Origin of the sequence: Dickeya oryzae (assembly GCF_020406815.2) — a bacterium.
Taxonomy (GTDB): domain Bacteria; phylum Pseudomonadota; class Gammaproteobacteria; order Enterobacterales; family Enterobacteriaceae; genus Dickeya; species Dickeya oryzae.
Genome location: NZ_CP162670.1, coordinates 752,577 through 773,148 on the forward strand (window position 1 = coordinate 752,577; position 20,572 = coordinate 773,148).

The window sequence follows — 20,572 nt, forward strand, 5'->3', positions numbered from 1 at the left end:
AGAAAAAATCGCAGTCTTGTCGCAGGATTATTCGAGCGTATGATCACAATGAATTGGCGCATTATCGCCTCTTCTTCCCTGAATCATTCTCCTCACTTCATCAGGTCGTACATCATGCGTATTGAAGAAGATATTAAACTGGGTTTCAAAGATGTGCTTATTCGTCCTAAACGCTCCACGTTGAAAAGTCGTGCAGACGTTGAACTGACACGTGAATTCAGCTTTTTGCATGCAGGTTGCGGCTGGTCGGGTGTCCCCGTCATTGCGGCCAATATGGATACAGTGGGGACGTTTCAGATGGCGCGTGTCCTGGCGTCATTTGAGTTGCTGACTGCGGTGCATAAGCACTATTCCGTGGCTGAATGGCAACAGTTTATAGAGAGTACGCCGGCTGCGGTCTTACGCCATGTCATGGTGTCGAGTGGCACATCGGACAGTGATTTTGAGAAGATGATACAGATTCTGGCGTTATCCCCAGATTTGAAATTTATCTGCATTGATGTTGCTAACGGATATTCGGAACATTTCGTCAATTTTGTGCAGAAAGCACGCGACGTTTTCCCTGATAAGGTCATCTGTGCCGGTAATGTGGTCACCGGTGAGATGGTGGAAGAACTGCTGTTATCAGGGGCTGATATCGTCAAGGTGGGGATTGGTCCCGGTTCTGTTTGTACGACGCGGGTTAAAACCGGCGTCGGCTACCCGCAATTGTCAGCGGTGATTGAATGTGCTGATGCCGCCCATGGGCTGGGTGGGCAGATTGTCAGTGACGGTGGCTGTACTGTACCGGGTGATGTAGCTAAAGCCTTTGGTGGCGGTGCTGACTTCGTGATGTTAGGGGGACTGCTGGCCGCGCATGACGAGTGTGGCGGCGATATCGTTGAGGAAGATGGCCGTAAGATGATGCTGTTTTACGGCATGAGCTCCGCCTCTGCAATGGAGCGGCATGTCGGCGGCGTTGCTGAATACCGTGCAGCGGAAGGTAAGACAGTAAGTCTGCCGCTGCGTGGCCCGGTCGAGCATACCGTACGGGATGTTCTTGGTGGGCTGCGCTCTGCCTGCACCTATGTGGGGGCGGCACGCCTGAAAGAACTGACCAAGCGCACTACCTTCATTCGCGTTGCCGAGCAGGAAAATCCGGTGTTTAACGGCTAAGCCCCGTTGTTATGTGCTGGCGGGGTCAGGCACCTGCCAGTACATTCCCCAACTGGAAAATCGGCAGATACATGGCGATGACCAGTGTTCCCACCAGACCACCAACGACGACCAGCAGCAGCGGTTCCAGTGTCTGTGTTAGCGTGTCCGCGAATTGTCGGGTGTGATTCTCATACCAACCTGCCAGTCGGGCAAATAACTGATCCAGCGCTCCGGTTTCCTCGCCGACGCTAATGAGCTGGTGGCAGGGGGCAGGGTAGAGCAAGGGATAGTCATGAATGGCTTGCCCGAGCGGAATGCCCTGCTCAAGCTGGCGCTGTATCTCTGCAAGTGATTGTCGGTACACCGGGTTGTTCAACGTGGCAGCCGCATTGAGGCCTGACAAGAGAGTTAATCCCGCCTGTTGCGTCATGGCCAGAGTGTGAAAAATTTGTCCCAGGCAATGACTTTGTATCAGTGTGGATAGCAGCGGTAGTTTCAGCAATAGCCGTTGTTCCCGTTGTTGCCACTGTGCGTTTTGTCTGCGTAACCGCTGATAACCCAGCCATATTCCAGCAGACAGGAGAAAGAGGAGCATGCCGTGATGGCTGACCCCATCCGATAACGCCAGCATCATGCGTGTCAGCCAGGGAAGCGGAGCGCCAAAAGAGGCGTACAGCTCTGCGAATTCCGGTAATACCAGTGTGAGCATCAGTAGTGTGACCATTACTCCTACCGACACCACAAACAAGGGGTAGCGTAAGGCCCTCATCACTTTTCCCGTCAACTGACGTTGCGTTTCCTGATAATCCGCCAGCCGGGCACAGCATTCGTCCAGTTTTCCTGTCAGCTCACCCACCGCAACCAACGAACTGCACATAACCGGGAAGATGGTTGGATACTCTGAGAGTACCTCTGACAGTGGGCGTCCCTGGCTGACCTGCAGGCGAATGTCCTGTAACAGACAGCGCCAGCCTGCTTTTTCGTGCTGACGTCCTAGTAGCTCCAATGCATCCAGCAAGGGTAGTCCTGCCTGCAACAAGGTCGACAGTTGCCGGATGATGATGGATAGCTGTGGGCCTTGCCAGTAACGTGGTGTCAGATACGCACCGGTTTTCAGTCGTAAAGGTTGATAGCCGAGCTCCAGCAGGTACTGATAAATTTCACCCCGTTCAAAACCGATACGTTCACCAGCGCAAGGTTCGCCATCCTGACGTAGTGCCTGCCAGTAGTAGAGTTTTTGTACTGCCATGCGCGGCCTCTATTCAATGTGATCGCCTATCACGCGATAGACTTCTTCCAAAGACGTGACGCCTTCGTGAACCAGTGCCAGTCCTGCGGATAGCAAGCGGGTTTCCCGTTGCAATGGGAGTGCCAGGTTGTGGTCAGCTAATGATGTGGCACCAGACAATGCCTGCTGAAGTGCCGGTGTGACCGGCAGTAGATCATAAATCGCGGCCCGGCCGTAGTAGCCAGAAAAACAGTGTTCACACCCGGTGGCTTGCCATTGCCGTAACGGGCCTTGCCATAGCGAGTTGGGTAAGGTTGTCGTGTCTTCTCTCAGTTGGCGGCAGTGCGGACATAATCGTCTCACCAGTCTTTGGGCAATCACCAGTTTGAGCGCCGCGGCGACCAGATAACCGGGGATGCCTAAATGTCCCAGTCGGATCAGTGTATCCAGCGCCGAATTAGTATGCAGGGTGGACAGCACCAGATGACCGGTTTGTGCGGCTTTGACAGCAATCTCCGCCGTTTCAGCATCACGGATTTCACCAATCATGACAACATCGGGATCCTGGCGTAATAGCGCGCGTAATACCCGGGCGAAATCCAACTGACTTTGTGCGTGGATAGCGGTTTGATTGATACCGGGCAAGGGTATTTCCACGGGATCTTCTACGCTGCAAATGTTACGGCTGGTGTCATTTAACCAGCGGATAGCGCTGTACAGCGTGAACGTCTTGCCACTACCGGTTGGCCCGGTAACCAAAATCAGGCCTTGTGGCAGGCTGAGAGTGTGCTTGAATTGTTGCAGCGCGTAGTCGGGCAGGCCTAACGCACTCAGTTCCAGAGCGTGTTGCTGTGTTTGTAATACTCTCAATACGACTTTCTCACCGCCCTGAACGGGTAACGTGGCGATGCGTAGCGAATAGGTGTGCTGTTCCAGACGGAGGCTGAATTGCCCGTCTTGTGGCAAACGGCGTTCAGCAATATTCAGTTTCCCCATAATCTTAAGGCGGGCAACCATACGGTTTGCGGGTAAATCCGGGTTGGTCGGTATTTCATGTAATACCCCGTCGATACGCAGCCTAACGCGATAACCTGCTGATAAGGGTTCCAGATGGATATCAGAGGCCCGGCGCTGGATAGCCAATTTCAGGGTTTGGTTAATGAACTGGACCACTGGCGCATCATCGGGTTCTTCGGGGGATGCGGCATCAGCCTGATAAGAGGCGTTAGCCTCTTGAGCTTGCGGTGAAGTGAGTTGTTGCTCCAGCCGTGCGGCAGGCCACTGTTCCACCAGAACGCGTCTGTGACTGGCGAAACGCAGCGCGGCGATCAGATCTTCTGCTACCGATCCTGCCACGGCAACAGAGATCGTCTGTTCGTCTATATCCAATAGCAGAGCGTGATAACGACGACAAAGCAATTGTAATTCATGGTGTTGTGTCTGATGTGTCATGGCTGTCACCCTGCTGCCGAGTCAAAACGAAAGACGTCTTCGCATGCCTGACGCAGACTGTCGGCTCCGGCGCTGGTGCGGCAAGCCCTTGTCCAGCGGGATACACCGTTTTGCGCATCCAGTGTGGGTGTCATCACCACACTTAGCCCTTGCAAGGTCGACTGCCCGGTCAGGGTAATGACACCCTGATTGATCGTGACGGCACTGACATACCGTGATGCCGAAGGTGTCGGGATCCCCTGGCTACCGGCGTTACATCCTTCCAGCCCGGCATTGCTAAGGCTGCAAAGATCGACTGCGGTTTTATAGGCGCTCATGGTTTGCAGCATGTCAGTCATGGCGGCTTTTTGCAGATACCCTTGATACGCTGGGATCCCCAGCGCGCTCAGAATAGCGATGATGACAATAACCACCATCAATTCAATCAGTGAAAATCCTTGTTGTGTCATGTTATTGGTTCCCTGGTGTGGCTGGTGATGGCAGGGTAGAGACAGAGAGTGATGCTGGCTATCCCGATGTTTTTAATCAGGAACCTGTTGTGCAAACTGTGGAGGATTGCTGCAAGGTGTTACAAAAAACAGGCGAGCTGGCTCGCAAAACGGGGAGGTAAACCGAAGGAAAGGTTGGCGAGAGAGCCAATAGTGCTACAGCATCGCCATCAACCCGGCGCACCGGGCTGATGGAGGAGCACCACAATGCAACGACAGGCGTTAACGAAAACGCATCGACAGGTCGAGCGCCCGTACATGTTTGGTCAGCGCGCCAACCGAGATATAGTCGACGCCGGTGGCAGCGTAATCCGGCAATGTTTGCAGCGTCACGTTGCCAGAGACTTCCAGCAACGCGCGGCCATTGGTCAGTGTGACGGCTTCGCGGATAGCATCCAGCGTGAAGTTGTCCAGCATAATAATGTCTGCCCCGGCACTCAGTGCTTGTTGCAGTTCCTCGAGGGTTTCTACCTCGACTTCTACCGGCACATCACGACGCAATTGGAAGGCTTTTTCAACCGCCTGCCTGATGGAGCCCGCGGCAATAATGTGGTTTTCTTTGATCAGGAATGCATCGGCCAGACCGAGGCGATGATTGCTCCCACCACCGCACAGTACCGCGTATTTCAGCGCAGTGCGCAAGCCGGGCAGCGTTTTTCGCGTGTCCAGCAACTGGGTATGCGTGCCGGCCAGTTGTGCGACATAACGACTCACTTCAGTTGCCACACCACAGAGCGTTTGCAGGAAATTCAGCGCGGTGCGTTCACCGGTAAGCAGTATGCGGGAAGACCCCTGCAACTGGCACAGCGGTTGATTTTCCGTCAGTACATCACCGTCGTGAACCAGCCAGTCGATGGTAATGACGTTGCCCAACTGACGGAACACCTCGTCTACCCAGCGCTGACCGCAGAATACACCGGCTTCGCGGGTAATGATGACCGCGCTGGCGACGGTGTCATTGGGTAACAACTGTGCAGTGAGGTCATGCTCAGGGTTGGCTTCTCCCCCGAGGTCTTCGCGTAATGCCTGCTGTACGCTGGCGGGGATATCGTGCTCAATACGGCTGAGCAGTTCCGCCTGGCGCTGCTCCTGACTATAACGGCGTGTTGTCATGATGCTACTCCGATGGAATCCGGAATGTATGCTATCCCGTTAATGGGTGATTTTAAAAATTATTTTAATTCAATGTGTTATTTGCTTTTTGCGCAACCCGCCAGGCCTGACATGGTGAGTAACAACCTATCCAGGCGGGGTTTTCGTATCCCGGCGATGGCCGGGATACATCATAGCAAAGATCAGAAGTTGTAACCGGCTACCAGATAATAGCCCCACCCTGTAGAGCGGACGTTGAACGGGCCACGACCGAAATCCAGTTCGGTGCCATCAGCCCACTGTCCACCGTTATGGAAGTAACGGGCAACGACGGAGTAGTGCCAGTGGTCATAGTTCAGCGCCAGAATATGGCTGGAGGCAATGGCGTTACTGGTACGAGACGGGCCAGCGGCGTCAGCCAGGTCGGATCCGAAGTCGAAGTTGGTAAAGCCGATATAGGTCAGCTTGCCTCCCCACAACGATGTAATCGGATAAAAGTATTTGATTTTAAAACGGTAGCCGTCCCAGCGATCTTCATTCGGCGCGCTGTAGTTCTGTCCCTGATATTTGGCGTAGATATTGGCGGACAACGACAGATCCGTACCGGTATTGATATCGGTTCCCAGACCGACATACCAGGTGCTCTGGCGCGAATCATTATTACGACCCTGATCGTAGATAATGTTGTTGGCGACATACCACTCTTTGAACGGGCCGAACCCCAACTGTGTGTTGGTCAGTTTATCAATAGAGAAACGAGGTTCGATTTCCATGAACAGCGGAGAGCCTTTATTCCAGATACCACGGTCTGGTGTATTACCCGCACCGAAGGTCTTTGGCACATCAACATAGCCATAGAAATCAAACCAGTCTTTACGAGCGAACGCTTCATATTCCAGATACACATCATTGTTTAACTGGGGTCCGAAACGAGTGTGATAGCTGCCAACCACATTGATACTCTGGTGCCACCAGTCCGAGAGGTATTGCGGGGCGTTAGTGTCCGCAACGGTAGGTAAACTGTATGACAATGTGCTGATTGCACAGGCGGCAAGGATTTTTTTCATGACGATTCTCTGTGTTACCCGATAGCGCGTCAGCGGCCTGGTTGGCCGGGGCGGCGCAGAGTGATTCGGGCGGTAATAACAAAATAACTGCTGAAAAACCTCCCGGTGATGGGCAGAAGACGAAAACGTTTGCTTATTATGGCGTACGTGTCGACTGCTTGCCGGAAAGAGGGGGCGCAGCATACCAGAAGAAGGGCAGAACATCATGGTTTGTGTGCAGGCGTTGAAAGAACAATTGCGAATAAACCGGAATGGTTTTTTAACAGGTCAGGAACATGGCAGATGCGGTAAGATGTTTGCATGATGAGTGCGATCAGTCGGTTAACGCTTGTGGTGCGATACCTGATGGTTGCCGGGCAAACCGGTGTTCCGATGACGATCGTGTTTTGACGGGTAGGAAGAATAAAAGGAGCGCTGATGAGAGTGGAGCATGGCTGGTTGACAGAGGCCAGACGCGTTTTGTCGCCACATCAGGATGATCGTCCGCAAGGCGAGTCGCCTTCTTTGCTGGTGATTCACAACATCAGTTTGCCTCCAGGCGAATTCGGCGGGCCGTACATCGACCAGCTCTTTACCGGTACGCTGGATGGAACGGTGCATCCCTATTTTGCGTCCATATGCCATCTGAGGGTGTCGGCGCATTGTCTGATTCGCCGCAACGGTGACATCGTGCAGTATGTGGCATTTGATCAACGGGCCTGGCATGCCGGTGTGTCGCAGTTTGATGGGCGAGAGCGTTGTAATGACTTTTCGATTGGTATCGAGCTGGAAGGCACTGATACGCTGCCATTTACCACAGAACAATACGCCCGGCTGGCAGATGTCACCCGCCTGCTGAGTGAAATGTATGGCATTACGCCTGAACGTATTACCGGACATAGTGATATTGCACCGGGACGTAAGACTGACCCCGGCCCGGCGTTCGACTGGGCGCGATATCAACGGTTATGGCAGACACCACCAGAACAAGGGGAGTAATCACAGATGACGTTGTTTAGCCTATTGTTGGTCCTGGGATGGGAGCGGTTGTTTAAACGTGGCGACCACTGGCAACTGGATCACCATGTAGAACGGGTGTTTCGTCATCTTTCTGCCCCATCGCTGGTGCAAACATTGCTGTTATCTATTATGGGTATGGCGGTTGTGTTGGCGGCGCAGTGGGTGCTCAGCGGGTGGCTATTTGGCTTGCCGCTGCTGCTGCTGTGGATTGCCGTCGGCTTGATGTGCATCGGTGCGGGCGAAATACGCCAGCATTACCACCGCTATATTCAGAGCGCTCAGCGTGGTGAGGCGGATGCCTGCCGGGAAATGGCTGAGGAGCTGGCGCTGATTCATGGCCTGCCGCTCGATGGCAGCGAACGTGAACGTTTAAAGGAATTACAAAACGCGTTGCTGTGGCTGAATTTCCGCTTTTATCTGGCACCATTGTTCTGGTTTGTCGCGGCGGGGCCTTATGGTCCGGTGGCATTGGTGGGGTACACCGTGTTGCGCGCCCGGCAGTGCTGTCTGGCGCGTCATCATACCCCGCTGGAACGAGCGAACTCGGGTGTTGATACCTTACTGCATTGGCTGGACTGGATTCCGGTACGGTTGGCCGGTGCCGCTTATGCGTTGCTGGGGCACGGTGAGAAGGCATTGCCCGCCTGGTTTGCCGCGATGATGGACGTACACTCTTCTCAGTACTGGGTACTAACAAAACTGGCGCAGTTTTCACTGGAACGTGAACCACATGGCGACCCGATTTCTACTCCGAGAGCGGCAGTGTCGCTGGCGAAAAAAGTGACGCTGGTGTTGGTTGTCGTCGTGGCTTTACTCACCATCTACGGTACGCTGGTCTAACGTATCGTGAGAGTCACGTTGATCGTAAAGACGGGAACATCATGAAAGCAGGAACATCATGAAAACAGTATGGCCGCTGCGGCGGCCATACTGAGAAAGGATGGTGTTATTCTAAGAAAGGAAAGTGTTATTGGCGCTTTTTGAAACGGTAGCCGATACCTAACACGATCAACCAGACCGGAATCAACAAGACCGAAATCTGGATACCGGGCGTCAGGGACATGATGACCAGAATACCCACCATAAATGCCAGACACAGGTAGTTGCCGAACGGGAACCACAACGCTTTAAATCGGGTCTGCACGCCTTCACGGTCTTTGGTCGCACGGAATTTCAGATGTGCCAGACTGATCATCGCCCAGTTGATCACCAGAGCAGACACCACCAACGCCATCAACAGCTCAAACGCTTTACCCGGCAACACATAGTTGATCAGTACGCACAGGGCGGTAGCCAGCGCGGATACGCCGATAGCGACCACCGGCACACCGCGACGGTCTACTTTCAGCAGCGATTGTGGGCCGTTACCCTGCTTAGCCAGGCCGTACAGCATACGGCTGTTACAGTAGACGCAACTGTTGTATACCGACAGCGCTGCAGTCAGCACCACAATATTCAGGATATTAGCCACCAGCTCACTGTTCAGTGCGTGGAAAATCATGACGAACGGACTGCCGCCTTCGACCACTTTGCCCCACGGATAGAGCGACAGCAGCACCGTCAATGAACCGACGTAGAAAATCAGGATACGGTAAATGACCTGATTGGTCGCACGTGGAATGCTCTCTTCCGGTTTATCTGCTTCTGCTGCTGTAATGCCCACCAGTTCCAGACCACCGAAAGAAAACATGATAACCGCCATCGCCATCACCAGACCGCTGATGCCGTTGGGGAAGAAACCGCCCTGCGCCCAGAGATTGGTAATGGACGCGTCCGGCCCGCCGTGGCCACTGAGCAGCAGCCAGCCGCCGAACAGGATCATGCCGACAATCGCCACCACCTTGATGATCGCAAACCAGAATTCCAGCTCGCCGTACATCTTCACGTTGGCCAGGTTAATGGCGTTGATCACGACAAAGAACACCGCAGCGGACACCCAGGTAGGAATATCTGGCCACCAGTATTGTACATAGATACCAACGGCGCTTAGCTCTGCCATCGCCACCAGCACATACAGCACCCAGTAGTTCCAGCCGGAAGCGAAACCGGCGAAGTTGCCCCAGTATTTATAGGCAAAGTGGCTAAATGAACCAGCAACCGGCTCTTCCACCACCATTTCGCCTAACTGGCGCATGATGAAAAACGCAATCAGACCGCCGATTGCATAGCCCAGCAGAACGGATGGCCCGGCCATCTTGATCGTTTGTGCGATACCGAGGAACAATCCGGTTCCAACCGCGCCCCCCAGAGCAATCAACTGTATGTGACGGTTTTTCAGTCCGCGTTGTAGCGTACCGTCTTGTTGATCTTGCATGCTTTTACCCTCTGCCGATGAAAAGACAAACCGTTCACCGACGGTGTGGCGCGGGCTGGCACGTTTGTCTTTTTACGTGTGTGTAATTTTATATTTACGACGCTGACAAACCTAAATCGCCGCCAGTGCTATCGCGCGTCAGAGAATAGTGATATGCGCAGAGAATTGCACTGATTTCTTGCGAGGCATGACATAAAAGTGTGATGTCATGATCACCGTCATCTGTACGGTACGGCTTTGCGCTTTTACCGTGGTTTACAGGGGGAAAAACGTCGTTGCCTTTTCCATGTCATACACGCGCGATATGTTCGGGAGGGCCAAAATAAGGTCATGGTCTGTGAATCGGGCTTGTTGGTTTTTTTATTCATTTATTGTGATTTTAAATTCATTAAATGGCAGGTTGAACGGTTCAGCTTTGCCTGATTTGAGTTTCAAAAAAGTTAAAACTAGCGAGCTTTACTAAATGGTAATACCACTGAACGATTCGTGCTTTTGCTACAAGATTCTGGGCATTTGTTAAAAACTAAGGTGATTGGTAATTTCGCTCATCGTCTGTATGGACAGAAGGTGAATACTTTGTTACTTTGTGCGTCATGTTTTTAAAATTGGTATTACCAATTGACTCCGCGCTTTTTCGCCGGGAAGAATTCACATGGCCTACAGCAAGATCCGTCAACCTAAACTGTCAGATGTGATTGAACAGCAACTGGAGTTTCTGATCCTTGAGGGAACCTTGCGCCCTGGAGAGAAGCTGCCACCGGAACGCGAACTGGCAAAACAGTTCGATGTTTCCCGCCCCTCGCTACGCGAGGCTATCCAACGGTTGGAAGCCAAAGGGTTACTGTTGCGCCGTCAGGGTGGCGGTACCTTTGTTCAGAATAACCTGTGGCAGAGCGTTAGCGACCCACTGGCGGAGCTGTTAATTAACCATCCGGAATCCCAGTTCGACCTCCTCGAAACTCGTCATGCCCTTGAAGGGATCGCCGCTTACTATGCCGCCTTGCGTGGCACGGAAGAGGATTTGCAGCGTATCCGTGATTGTCATGCTCTGATTGAAACGGCGCGCGAAGCCGGTGATCTGGAAGGGGAGTCTGAAGCCGTCATGCATTATCAGGTCGCAGTGACGGAAGCCGCGCACAACGTGGTGTTGTTGCACCTGTTACGCTGCATGGGACCGATGCTTGAGCAAAACGTCAGGCAGAATTTTGAATTGCTTTATCTGAGTCGTGAAGTTCTGACGCAGGTGAGTAGCCATCGTGCCAGGATTTTTGAAGCGATTGTCGCTCGTGAGCCGGAAAAAGCCCGCGAGGCATCACATCGCCATCTGGCCTTTATTGAGGAAGTATTGCTGGAACTTAACCGGGAACATAGTCGGCGGGAACGCTCGTTGCGTCGGCTCCAGCAGCGCAAGGATTAGGCCGTCGACTGACGGTCGTTTGCGGCAACAAGACGAAGGGCCTGTCTTCCTGTGCTTTCTCCAACAGGAACAGAGTACAAGAAGACAGGCTCCAGACAAATCAACTGATTAGAAACAGATAAGGAATACACCATGTCAGAACGTTTGAACAATGACGTGGATCCGATCGAAACGCGTGACTGGCTGCAGGCGATCGAATCGGTTATCCGTGAAGAAGGTGTTGAGCGCGCTCAGTTCCTGATTGATCAGGTATTGACTGAAGCACGTAAAGGTGGGGTGAAAGTGGCTGCGGGCAGTGCTGGCAGTAACTACATCAACACCATCGCGGCAGAAGATGAACCCGCGTATCCGGGGAACCTTGATCTGGAGCGTCGTATCCGTTCCGCAATCCGCTGGAATGCGGTGATGACGGTACTGCGCGCATCTAAGAAAGATCTGGAGCTGGGCGGTCATATGGCGTCTTTCCAGTCTTCCGCTACCTTCTATGAAGTGTGCTTCAACCACTTCTTCCGTGCTCGTAACGCACAAGACGGCGGTGACCTGGTGTTCTTCCAGGGGCATATCTCCCCAGGGGTTTATGCGCGCGCCTTCCTGGAAGGTCGTTTGACTGAAGATCAGATGAACAACTTCCGTCAGGAAGTTCACGGTAATGGCCTGTCTTCCTACCCGCATCCGAAACTGATGCCGGAATTCTGGCAGTTCCCGACCGTGTCAATGGGCCTGGGCCCGATTAACGCTATCTATCAGGCCAAGTTCCTGAAGTATCTTAACAATCGTGGTCTGAAAGACACCACGAAGCAGACCGTATACGCCTTCCTGGGCGACGGTGAAATGGATGAGCCGGAATCTAAAGGTGCGATTACTATCGCGACCCGTGAGAAGCTGGACAACCTGGTGTTTGTCATCAACTGTAACCTGCAGCGTCTGGACGGCCCGGTCACCGGTAACGGCAAGATCATCAACGAGCTGGAAGGCATCTTCGGTGGTGCTGGCTGGGAAGTGATCAAGGTTATCTGGGGCGGTCGTTGGGACGAACTGCTGCGTAAAGACACCAGCGGTAAGCTGATTCAACTGATGAACGAAACCGTTGACGGCGATTACCAGACCTTCAAATCCAAAAACGGTGCCTACGTGCGTGAGCACTTCTTCGGTAAATACCCGGAAACCGCTGCGCTGGTCAAAGACTGGAGCGATGACGATATCTGGGCACTTAACCGAGGTGGTCACGATCCGAAGAAAGTTTACGCTGCACTGAAAAAAGCACAGGAAACCAAAGGCAAGCCGGTGGTTATTCTGGCTCATACCATCAAAGGTTATGGTATGGGTGATGCGGCTGAAGGCAAGAACATTGCTCACCAGGTCAAGAAAATCAACATGGACGGCGTGCGTTATTTCCGCGACCGTTTCAATGTGCCGGTTGCTGACGCTGATGTGGAAAAACTGCCGTTCATTACCTTCGACCAAAACTCCGAAGAGTACAAATACCTGCACGAACGTCGTCAGGCGCTGGAAGGCTACCTGCCGTCCCGTCAGCCGAGATTTGATGAGAAGCTGGACCTGCCGACGCTGGAAGACTTCAGCTCTCTGCTGGAAGAGCAGACCAAAGAAATCTCCACCACCATCGCCTTTGTGCGTGCACTGAACGTGATGCTGAAGAACAAGTCTATCAAAGACAGACTGGTTCCGATCATCGCCGACGAAGCGCGTACCTTCGGTATGGAAGGTCTGTTCCGTCAGATCGGTATCTACAGCCCGAATGGTCAGCAGTACACCCCGCAGGACCGCGAACTGGTCGCTTACTATAAAGAAGACCAGAAAGGTCAGATCCTGCAGGAAGGGATCAACGAACTGGGTGCAGGCTCCTCCTGGCTGGCGGCGGCAACGTCTTACAGCACCAATAACCTGCCGATGATCCCGTTCTATATTTACTACTCCATGTTCGGGTTCCAGCGTATCGGTGACCTGTGCTGGGCAGCTGGTGACCAACAGGCACGTGGCTTCCTGATCGGCGGTACATCCGGTCGTACCACACTGAACGGCGAAGGTTTGCAGCATGAAGATGGTCACAGCCACATCCAGGCACTGACCATTCCGAACTGTATTTCCTACGACCCGGCGTTCGCGTACGAAGTGGCGGTCATCATGCATGACGGTCTGGTTCGTATGTATGGCGACGCACAGGAAAACATTTACTACTACATCACCACACTGAACGAAAACTACCACATGCCGGCGATGCCGCAGGGCGCCGAAGAAGGCATCCGCAAAGGTATCTACAAGCTGGAAACCGTGGCGGGCAGCAAAGGCAAAGTTCAGTTGCTGGGTTCTGGTTCTATCCTGCGTCATGTGCGCGAAGCCGCACAGATTCTGGCCAACGATTACGGCATCGGTTCTGATGTGTACAGCGTTACCTCCTTCACCGAACTGGCCCGTGACGGTCAGGACTGCGAACGTTGGAACATGCTGCACCCGACCGAAGCGCCGCGCGTACCGTACATTGCTCAGGTGATGAACGACGCACCGGCCGTCGCGTCTACCGACTACATGAAACTGTTTGCCGAGCAGGTACGTACCTACGTTCCGGCCAGCGATTATCGCGTACTGGGCACCGATGGTTTCGGCCGTTCCGACAGCCGTGAAAACCTGCGTCACCACTTTGAAGTGGACGCGTCCTACGTGGTCGTTGCTGCACTGGGCGAACTGGCTAAACGCGGTGAAGTTGAAAAATCTGTCGTGGCTGAAGCCATCAAGAAATTCGACATCAACCCTGAAAAAGTTAACCCGCGCGTAGCATAAGAGGGAAAGAGTAATGGCTATCGAAATCAAGGTACCGGATATCGGTGCAGATGAAGTTGAAGTCACCGAAGTGCTGGTCAAAGTGGGTGACAAAGTGGAAGCCGAGCAGTCGCTGATCACCGTTGAAGGTGACAAGGCTTCGATGGAAGTCCCCTCTCCGCAGGCGGGTGTGGTTAAAGAGATTAAAGTGGCGGTAGGCGACAAAGTCGAGACCGGCAAACTGATCATGGTCTTCGAAGCAGAAGGTGCGGTGGCTGCCGCACCGGCTCCGGCCGCTGCTGCGCCGGCACCGGCTGCGGCACCTGCCGCTGCCAGCGCGGTGAAAGAAGTTGAAGTGCCGGATATCGGCGGCGACGAAGTCGAAGTGACCGAAGTGATGGTTAACATCGGCGACACCGTAGCGGCAGAGCAGTCGCTGATTACGGTGGAAGGCGACAAAGCCTCTATGGAAGTGCCGGCACCGTTCGCGGGTACGGTAAAAGAAATTCGCATCAAGACCGGTGACAAGGTGAAAACTGGCTCACTGATCATGGTGTTTGAGGTTGCGGGTGCCGCGGCTCCTGCCGCGAGTGCACCTGCTGCCGCGCCAGCGGTGAGCGGCGGTGCTAAAGACGTCAACGTGCCGGATATCGGTGGCGATGAAGTCGAAGTGACGGAAGTATTGGTCAAAGTCGGTGATAAAGTGGCGGCAGAACAGTCGCTGATCACCGTGGAAGGCGACAAAGCGTCAATGGAAGTGCCGGCACCGTTCGCCGGTACCGTGAAGGAAATCAAGGTTAGCACCGGCAGCAAGGTGAAAACCGGGTCGCTTATCATGGTATTCGAAGTGGAAGGCGCCGCACCGGCAGCGGCTCCTGTAGCGGCAGCACCGGCTCCGGCCGCAAGTGCACCAGCACCGGCGGCAGCGACACCAGCTGCAGCGAAAGCCGATAGCAAAGGTGAGTTTGCTGAAAACGACGCCTACATCCATGCCACACCGGTCATTCGTCGTCTGGCGCGTGAGTTCGGCGTCAACCTGGCGAAAGTAAAAGGTACTGGCCGTAAAGGTCGTATCCTGCGCGAAGACGTACAGGCTTACGTGAAAGAAGCCGTGAAACGCGCTGAGTCTGCTCCGGCAGCGGGTGCGACTGGCGGTTCTCTGCCGGGTCTGTTGCCGTGGCCGAAAGTTGATTTCAGCAAGTTTGGTGAAATTGAAGAAGTGGAGCTGGGTCGTATCCAGAAAATCTCTGGTGCTAACCTGAGCCGTAACTGGGTGATGATCCCGCATGTTACGCACTTCGATAAAACCGATATCACCGACCTGGAAGCGTTCCGCAAACAGCAGAACGTGGAAGCTGAGAAGCGTAAACTGGATGTGAAGATCACGCCGGTCGTGTTCATCATGAAAGCGGTTGCCGCTGCGCTTGAGCAGATGCCTCGCTTCAACAGTTCGCTGTCTGAAGACGGTCAACGCCTGACGCTGAAGAAATACATCAACATCGGTGTTGCGGTAGATACGCCGAATGGTCTGGTCGTTCCGGTGTTCAAAGATGTGAATAAGAAAGGCATCATTGAGCTGTCTCGTGAACTGATGACCATCTCTAAGAAAGCCCGTGACGGTAAGCTGACCGCAGGCGAAATGCAGGGTGGGTGCTTTACCATCTCCAGCATCGGTGGTCTCGGTACGACGCATTTCGCGCCGATCGTCAACGCGCCGGAAGTGGCTATTCTGGGTGTGTCTAAGTCCGCCATGGAACCGGTCTGGAATGGTAAAGAGTTTGTTCCGCGTCTGATGATGCCGATCTCTCTGTCCTTCGACCACCGTGTCATTGACGGTGCTGATGGTGCACGCTTCATTACCATCATCAACAACACCTTGTCCGACATTCGCCGTCTGGTGATGTAATCAAAAAAGCCGGCCTGACGGCCGGCTTTTTTCTGATAAGCTGTTATTGGTTACAGCTATCAGTGATTAAGGACAAATCGTTAGTCGCTCGTTGTTTCAAAATTGTTAATGATTTTGTAAACTAGCGCGGCAAAGACACGTCCCGGTGGAAGAGGGCGTTAAGACTCAACAATAATGACGTCACAGACCCGCCGGAAATTCATTAAGAGGTCATGATGAGTACTGAAATTAAAGCTCAGGTGGTGGTACTTGGCGCGGGCCCTGCTGGTTATTCCGCAGCGTTCCGTTGTGCAGATTTGGGTCTGGACACCGTGCTGGTCGAGCGCTATTCCACGCTGGGCGGCGTATGTCTGAATGTAGGCTGTATCCCTTCCAAAGCACTGCTGCATGTAGCGAAAGTTATCGAAGAAGCCAAAGCGCTGGCTGAGCACGGTATCGTGTTTGGCGAACCGCAGACGGATATCAATAAAATTCGCACCTGGAAAGAAAAGGTTATCACTCAACTGACTGGCGGTCTGGCTGGTATGGCGAAAGGCCGTAAAGTCAAAGTCGTCAACGGTTTTGGTAAGTTTACCGGCCCGAACACCCTGGTGGTTGAAGGGGAAGGCGGCAGCACCACGGTAAATTTCGACAACGCGATTATCGCGGCCGGTTCCCGTCCGATTCAGTTGCCATTCATTCCGCATGAAGACCCGCGTGTATGGGACTCTACTGATGCGCTGGAACTGAAAACCGTTCCCGGCCGTCTGCTGGTCATGGGCGGCGGTATCATCGGTCTGGAAATGGGTACCGTGTACCACGCGCTGGGTTCACAGATCGACGTCGTGGAAATGTTCGATCAGGTGATCCCTGCTGCGGACAAAGACGTCGTTAAAGTCTTCACCAAACGTATCAGCAAGAAATTCAACCTGATGCTGGAAACCAAGGTGACGGCGGTAGAAGCCAAAGAAGACGGTATCTACGTGTCGATGGAAGGCAAGAACGGCCCGGCAGAACCGCAGCGTTATGACGCGGTGCTGGTGGCTATCGGACGTGTACCGAACGGCAAACTGCTGGATGCTGGTCAGGCTGGTGTTGAAGTTGACGACCGTGGTTTCATCCGCGTTGACAAACAAATGCGTACCAACGTACCGCACATCTACGCTATCGGCGATATCGTCGGTCAGCCGATGCTGGCGCACAAAGGCGTGCATGAAGGTCACGTCGCGGCTGAAGTCATCTCCGGTAAGAAACACTACTTCGATCCGAAAGTGATCCCGTCTATCGCCTACACTGAGCCGGAAGTGGCATGGGTTGGCCTGACTGAGAAAGAAGCGAAAGAAAAAGGCATCAGCTACGAAACCGCCGTGTTCCCGTGGGCCGCATCGGGTCGTGCGATTGCCTCTGACTGCGCTGACGGTATGACCAAACTGATTTTCGACAAAGAAACACACCGTGTGATCGGTGGTGCGATTGTCGGTACCAACGGTGGTGAACTGCTGGGTGAAATCGGTCTGGCTATCGAGATGGGATGTGATGCAGAAGATATCGCACTGACCATCCACGCTCACCCGACGCTGCATGAATCCGTAGGTCTGGCGGCTGAAGTCTTTGAAGGTAGCATCACCGACCTGCCGAACCCGAAAGCCAAGAAGAAATAATTCGTTTCCCCGCAACCGTGGTTGTGGGGAACAAACGTCTTGTCTGTTCAATGCGAATCCGGCACCTGTTGCCGGATTTTTTTTACCTTCCTCCCAGAATTCTGATCTGCTCCTGTCAGCGGTATCTGCTTCATTTACAATCAACTCCACCGAAAAGAAACGATGTTTTATTTTTGGAGGATAACAATGAAAATAGGCAGATTACGGCGTACCCTCGGTATTTTGATGTGCTGTCTGGCGAGTACCCCGCTTATGGCAAACGATCATTCCTATACAACGACGTCAGTAACGGATGACGCCTTGCCCACGTTCTACCCGCAGCTCAAGCAGCAACTGACCTACCCGGATTCCTGGCTGGCCGGGCATGAGGCGCATTTCAATCAATGGCGAGAGCATGCCCGGCAACTGGTACGATCACTGCTGCTCACGCCTGATTCCCACCGCGCTTTCGAGCCACAGGTGGTGGACCGTCAGGACCGCGATACCTATGTGGCCGAGAAAGTGGCGTTTAATCTCACCGATGAAAGCCGGGTGGCGGGATTGTTACTGACGCCAAAAACTCCGGGGCCGCATCCAGCGGTGCTGTTGCTGCATGATCACGGTGCAAAATTCGATATTGGTAAGGAGAAAATGATCCGCCCGTGGGGGGATGACGCGCGTATCGCTTCTGCAAAGGCGTGGGCTGATCGTTACTTTACCGGCCGCTTTGTCGGTGACGAACTGGCAAAACGGGGTTATGTGGTGCTGGCGGTAGATGCGCTGGGGTGGGGGGACCGTGGGCCGTTGAAATATGAACAACAGCAGGCGCTGGCCAGTAATTTTTTTAATCTGGGGAGATCGCTGGCAGGTGATATGGCCTACGAAGATACCCGGTCGCTGGATTTTCTGGCGTCGTTGCGCTCGGTTGACCCGAAACGGGTGGGTGTCGTCGGGTTTTCCATGGGGGCTTACCGTGCCTGGCAACTGGCCGCCTTGTCGGATAAAGCGGCGGCGACAGCGGCTGTTGCCTGGATGGGAACGTATGACGGTTTAATGGTGCCGGGCAACAATGTGCTACGCGGCCAGTCTTCTTTCTATATGTTGCATCCGGGGTTACCTGCTCATCTTGATTTCCCTGATGTTGCCAGTATCGCAGCACCGCGTCCGATGCTGTTTTTCAACGGCGGCAAAGATAACTTGTTCCCACAGCAGGCGGTGCAAGCGGCGTATGAGCGCATGCATCAGGTGTGGCAGTCGCAACACGCTGATGACAGGCTGGAAACCCGCATCTGGCCTGAGTTAGGGCACGTGTTCTATCAGGAACAACAGGAGGCCGTGTTCCAATGGCTGGATCGCTGGCTGGCACCTGCGCCGGAGCGGCGTTAAGTACCGCGAACCAGCCCGGCTGAATGTCAGGTCAACACAGCGGGAAAGCATCCCGCTGTCGGTTATGACAGGAGACGAATCAGCTCAGCCAGTGCGTCGGGGGTGCGTAACTGGCTGTGGCTGAGTACCTCGTCAGCCGTCAGCCACGGCAGCAGGGTGAGTGTCTGGCGAAGCTTGGCGGTGACATCCGTTTTTACCGCAGCGGTTTGCTGCCAGGTGACTCTGGCATGAAAACATGACCCATCGTTCATCAGCATACTGACGTCATGGAAGCGGGCATCGGGGTTCTGTTCATCCGGCGGTGCGCTCAGGTCTGCCTGACGTGATACTTTGCTTGCCAGTGCGGCAATGCGCGGGTCGACCGGGCCTTCGGTAAAACGTTCCAGTCGCAACTGACCTTCCAGCAGTGCGGCGGCAATCACGTACTCAAGGCTAAAGCGGCCTTCGACGCCGGTGGTGGCCTGCCGGATAAACGGTGCCGCGTCGCCACCCGGTGGGAACCGCACCGTAATACGTTGAATGGCGTCGGGCAGGTCGTCGGGGGCGTGCCCATCCTGCGTGACCCACTGTTCCCGCAGGATAAATGCCGCTTCCGCCGCACTGTGGGTACCGCCACAGGTGGGGTAACGCTTAAAGGTCAGCCCGGGTGACACCAGTCGCCAGGGGGCTCCCCAGTGCGCGATCAACGCTTCATCGTGGTGCTGGCCGTCGCCGTGGGCTGCAAGAAACGCCTCCAGCACGGTATCAGGGTTGCCGTGGAATCCCGCCAGTGCCAGTTGCATGGCACTTAACCCGGCGCGCGCGGCCAGCCCCGCATGCAGTGGCTTCATAGCGGAGCCGAACTGCGCACGCAGCCCGGCGGCTTGTGATGCTGCCAGTCCCAGCGCGTTAGCGGTTTGATCCGGTGTCGCGCCCATCAGTCGGCAGCTTGCCGCCGCTGCCGCAATGGCACCCAGCGTCGCCGTATTATGGTAGCCCTGACTGTAGTGGCGTGGCCCTGCCGCCAGCCCCAACCGCCCGGCTGTTTCCACGCCGATAGCGTAGGCGGTAAGGAAATGCGTCTGCGTGAATGTCGGGTGTTCACCCACCAGAGCCAGCAAGGCAGGCAGAATAACCGTGCTGGGATGACCACGAAACCCGGAGTGAAAATCGTCAAAATCCAGCGCATGACCGGCATAACCCAGCAGCAGGCTTCGGCTCTGGCTATCGTTGCCGGGGTAGACCGATTTTAACGGCGCAAGCCCGCTGTCTGCTACCGCACCCTGCCAAACCGGCAGTGCGCAGGCGAGAAAATCCATGACGCCTTCGCGGGCGAGATCGATAACGGTAGTATCCGGTTGAGTGGTGACGATCAGGTGCGCCAACCGGGCGGTAATACGGGAATGGGCTGACATGGCGATATCTGTGCTGTGACGTAAATGTGAAGAAAGACAATGCCGCGAATGACGCGCGAAGCATAGCAATTTTTTCTGCTGTTAACGGCGATTATCCGTTATATCGGGGCGGTAACAGTGGGTTTGGCATTCGGCGGCAGTGGCGAATATTCTTTTTATTATCCTTATCGTTTCTATGGGCTAAGCGGTGGTTGATTTTGCCGCCAACTGCTATGCTGGCCTCAAGGGAGGAGGCTTGGCTTATGTCGTTTAACGCCCCCATCCTTGAGAAAGCAGTACCGGTATAAAAAGCAGTACA

The 20,572-nt window shown here is 54.2% G+C and carries 15 protein-coding genes; 8 read left to right on the forward strand and 7 right to left on the reverse strand.

Going from position 1 to position 20,572, the window contains the following annotated elements; translation table 11 throughout:
• The first annotated feature begins 114 nt into the window (after positions 1-114).
• On the forward strand, positions 115-1,155 hold the full coding sequence (locus LF929_RS03215; RefSeq protein ID WP_226093059.1) for a GMP reductase: 1,041 nt from the start codon (positions 115-117) through the stop codon (positions 1,153-1,155).
• A gap of 25 nt (positions 1,156-1,180) precedes the next feature.
• Here the strand turns inward: LF929_RS03215 and hofC are convergent, their stop codons facing one another.
• From hofC to LF929_RS03240, 5 genes are all read right to left on the reverse strand, one after another.
• Positions 1,181-2,386, reverse strand: a complete 1,206-nt coding sequence (gene hofC, locus LF929_RS03220) for a protein transport protein HofC (protein ID WP_226093055.1) — start codon at positions 2,384-2,386, stop codon at positions 1,181-1,183.
• Between the two features lie 9 nt (positions 2,387-2,395).
• On the reverse strand, positions 2,396-3,817 hold the full coding sequence (gene gspE / locus LF929_RS03225) for a type II secretion system protein GspE (protein WP_080649114.1): 1,422 nt from the start codon (positions 3,815-3,817) through the stop codon (positions 2,396-2,398).
• Between the two features lie 5 nt (positions 3,818-3,822).
• Positions 3,823-4,266, reverse strand: coding sequence for a prepilin peptidase-dependent pilin (gene ppdD / locus LF929_RS03230; RefSeq protein WP_226093056.1), 444 nt, complete (start codon positions 4,264-4,266; stop codon positions 3,823-3,825).
• A gap of 261 nt (positions 4,267-4,527) precedes the next feature.
• On the reverse strand, positions 4,528-5,418 hold the full coding sequence (gene nadC / locus LF929_RS03235) for a carboxylating nicotinate-nucleotide diphosphorylase (RefSeq protein ID WP_038905650.1): 891 nt from the start codon (positions 5,416-5,418) through the stop codon (positions 4,528-4,530).
• Between the two features lie 182 nt (positions 5,419-5,600).
• Positions 5,601-6,464, reverse strand: coding sequence for a nucleoside-specific channel-forming protein Tsx (locus LF929_RS03240; RefSeq protein ID WP_012886145.1), 864 nt, complete (start codon positions 6,462-6,464; stop codon positions 5,601-5,603).
• Positions 6,465-6,881: 417 nt separating this feature from the next.
• Between LF929_RS03240 and ampD the strand changes: the two genes are divergently transcribed.
• Together ampD and ampE are read left to right on the forward strand one after the other, a co-directional pair.
• A complete protein-coding gene (gene ampD / locus LF929_RS03245) occupies positions 6,882-7,442 on the forward strand; it encodes a 1,6-anhydro-N-acetylmuramyl-L-alanine amidase AmpD (protein WP_226093057.1) in 561 nt (186 codons plus the stop codon).
• Between the two features lie 6 nt (positions 7,443-7,448).
• Positions 7,449-8,303 carry a beta-lactamase regulator AmpE gene (gene ampE / locus LF929_RS03250; protein ID WP_210174593.1) on the forward strand — a complete coding sequence of 285 codons (855 nt, stop codon included), beginning with the start codon at positions 7,449-7,451 and terminating at the stop codon, positions 8,301-8,303.
• Positions 8,304-8,430: 127 nt separating this feature from the next.
• On the opposite strand, the gene LF929_RS03255 is transcribed toward ampE, so the two are convergent.
• Complete coding sequence (locus LF929_RS03255; RefSeq protein WP_210174592.1) at positions 8,431-9,777, reverse strand: amino acid permease; 1,347 nt, start codon at positions 9,775-9,777, stop codon at positions 8,431-8,433.
• A 652-nt stretch (positions 9,778-10,429) separates the two neighbouring features.
• Here LF929_RS03255 and pdhR point away from each other — a divergent pair.
• The 5 genes from pdhR (at position 10,430) to LF929_RS03280 (ending at position 18,880) form a co-directional block, all read left to right on the forward strand.
• Positions 10,430-11,194, forward strand: a complete 765-nt coding sequence (gene pdhR / locus LF929_RS03260; protein WP_012886141.1) for a pyruvate dehydrogenase complex transcriptional repressor PdhR — start codon at positions 10,430-10,432, stop codon at positions 11,192-11,194.
• A gap of 132 nt (positions 11,195-11,326) precedes the next feature.
• Positions 11,327-13,990 (forward strand): pyruvate dehydrogenase (acetyl-transferring), homodimeric type, encoded by a 2,664-nt coding sequence (gene aceE / locus LF929_RS03265; RefSeq protein WP_210176275.1) that lies wholly within the window; start codon positions 11,327-11,329, stop codon positions 13,988-13,990.
• A gap of 13 nt (positions 13,991-14,003) precedes the next feature.
• A complete protein-coding gene (aceF, locus tag LF929_RS03270; protein ID WP_226093058.1) occupies positions 14,004-15,875 on the forward strand; it encodes a pyruvate dehydrogenase complex dihydrolipoyllysine-residue acetyltransferase in 1,872 nt (623 codons plus the stop codon).
• 215 nt (positions 15,876-16,090) lie between these two features.
• The gene (lpdA, locus tag LF929_RS03275; protein WP_210174590.1) at positions 16,091-17,515 is read left to right on the forward strand and encodes a dihydrolipoyl dehydrogenase; all 1,425 of its coding nucleotides are present in this window, start codon (positions 16,091-16,093) and stop codon (positions 17,513-17,515) included.
• A 186-nt stretch (positions 17,516-17,701) separates the two neighbouring features.
• Positions 17,702-18,880 (forward strand): dienelactone hydrolase family protein, encoded by a 1,179-nt coding sequence (locus tag LF929_RS03280; RefSeq protein ID WP_038909006.1) that lies wholly within the window; start codon positions 17,702-17,704, stop codon positions 18,878-18,880.
• 62 nt (positions 18,881-18,942) lie between these two features.
• Here LF929_RS03280 and LF929_RS03285 read toward each other — a convergent pair whose 3' ends face one another.
• Positions 18,943-20,274 carry an MmgE/PrpD family protein gene (locus LF929_RS03285; protein ID WP_210174589.1) on the reverse strand — a complete coding sequence of 444 codons (1,332 nt, stop codon included), beginning with the start codon at positions 20,272-20,274 and terminating at the stop codon, positions 18,943-18,945.
• Between the last annotated feature and the right edge of the window lie 298 nt (positions 20,275-20,572).

Excerpts from the sequence above, each read along its gene's own strand:
- LF929_RS03215 (WP_226093059.1), top strand. The coding sequence starts at position 115 with ATGCGTATTGAAGAAGATATTAAACTGGGTTTCAAAGATGTGCTTATT.
- hofC (WP_226093055.1), bottom strand. The coding sequence starts at position 2,386 with ATGGCAGTACAAAAACTCTACTACTGGCAGGCACTACGTCAGGATGGC.
- gspE (WP_080649114.1), bottom strand. The coding sequence starts at position 3,817 with ATGACACATCAGACACAACACCATGAATTACAATTGCTTTGTCGTCGT.
- ppdD (WP_226093056.1), bottom strand. The coding sequence starts at position 4,266 with ATGACACAACAAGGATTTTCACTGATTGAATTGATGGTGGTTATTGTC.
- nadC (WP_038905650.1), bottom strand. The coding sequence starts at position 5,418 with ATGACAACACGCCGTTATAGTCAGGAGCAGCGCCAGGCGGAACTGCTC.
- LF929_RS03240 (WP_012886145.1), bottom strand. The coding sequence starts at position 6,464 with ATGAAAAAAATCCTTGCCGCCTGTGCAATCAGCACATTGTCATACAGT.
- ampD (WP_226093057.1), top strand. The coding sequence starts at position 6,882 with ATGAGAGTGGAGCATGGCTGGTTGACAGAGGCCAGACGCGTTTTGTCG.
- ampE (WP_210174593.1), top strand. The coding sequence starts at position 7,449 with ATGACGTTGTTTAGCCTATTGTTGGTCCTGGGATGGGAGCGGTTGTTT.
- LF929_RS03255 (WP_210174592.1), bottom strand. The coding sequence starts at position 9,777 with ATGCAAGATCAACAAGACGGTACGCTACAACGCGGACTGAAAAACCGT.
- pdhR (WP_012886141.1), top strand. The coding sequence starts at position 10,430 with ATGGCCTACAGCAAGATCCGTCAACCTAAACTGTCAGATGTGATTGAA.
- aceE (WP_210176275.1), top strand. The coding sequence starts at position 11,327 with ATGTCAGAACGTTTGAACAATGACGTGGATCCGATCGAAACGCGTGAC.
- aceF (WP_226093058.1), top strand. The coding sequence starts at position 14,004 with ATGGCTATCGAAATCAAGGTACCGGATATCGGTGCAGATGAAGTTGAA.
- lpdA (WP_210174590.1), top strand. The coding sequence starts at position 16,091 with ATGAGTACTGAAATTAAAGCTCAGGTGGTGGTACTTGGCGCGGGCCCT.
- LF929_RS03280 (WP_038909006.1), top strand. The coding sequence starts at position 17,702 with ATGAAAATAGGCAGATTACGGCGTACCCTCGGTATTTTGATGTGCTGT.
- LF929_RS03285 (WP_210174589.1), bottom strand. The coding sequence starts at position 20,274 with ATGTCAGCCCATTCCCGTATTACCGCCCGGTTGGCGCACCTGATCGTC.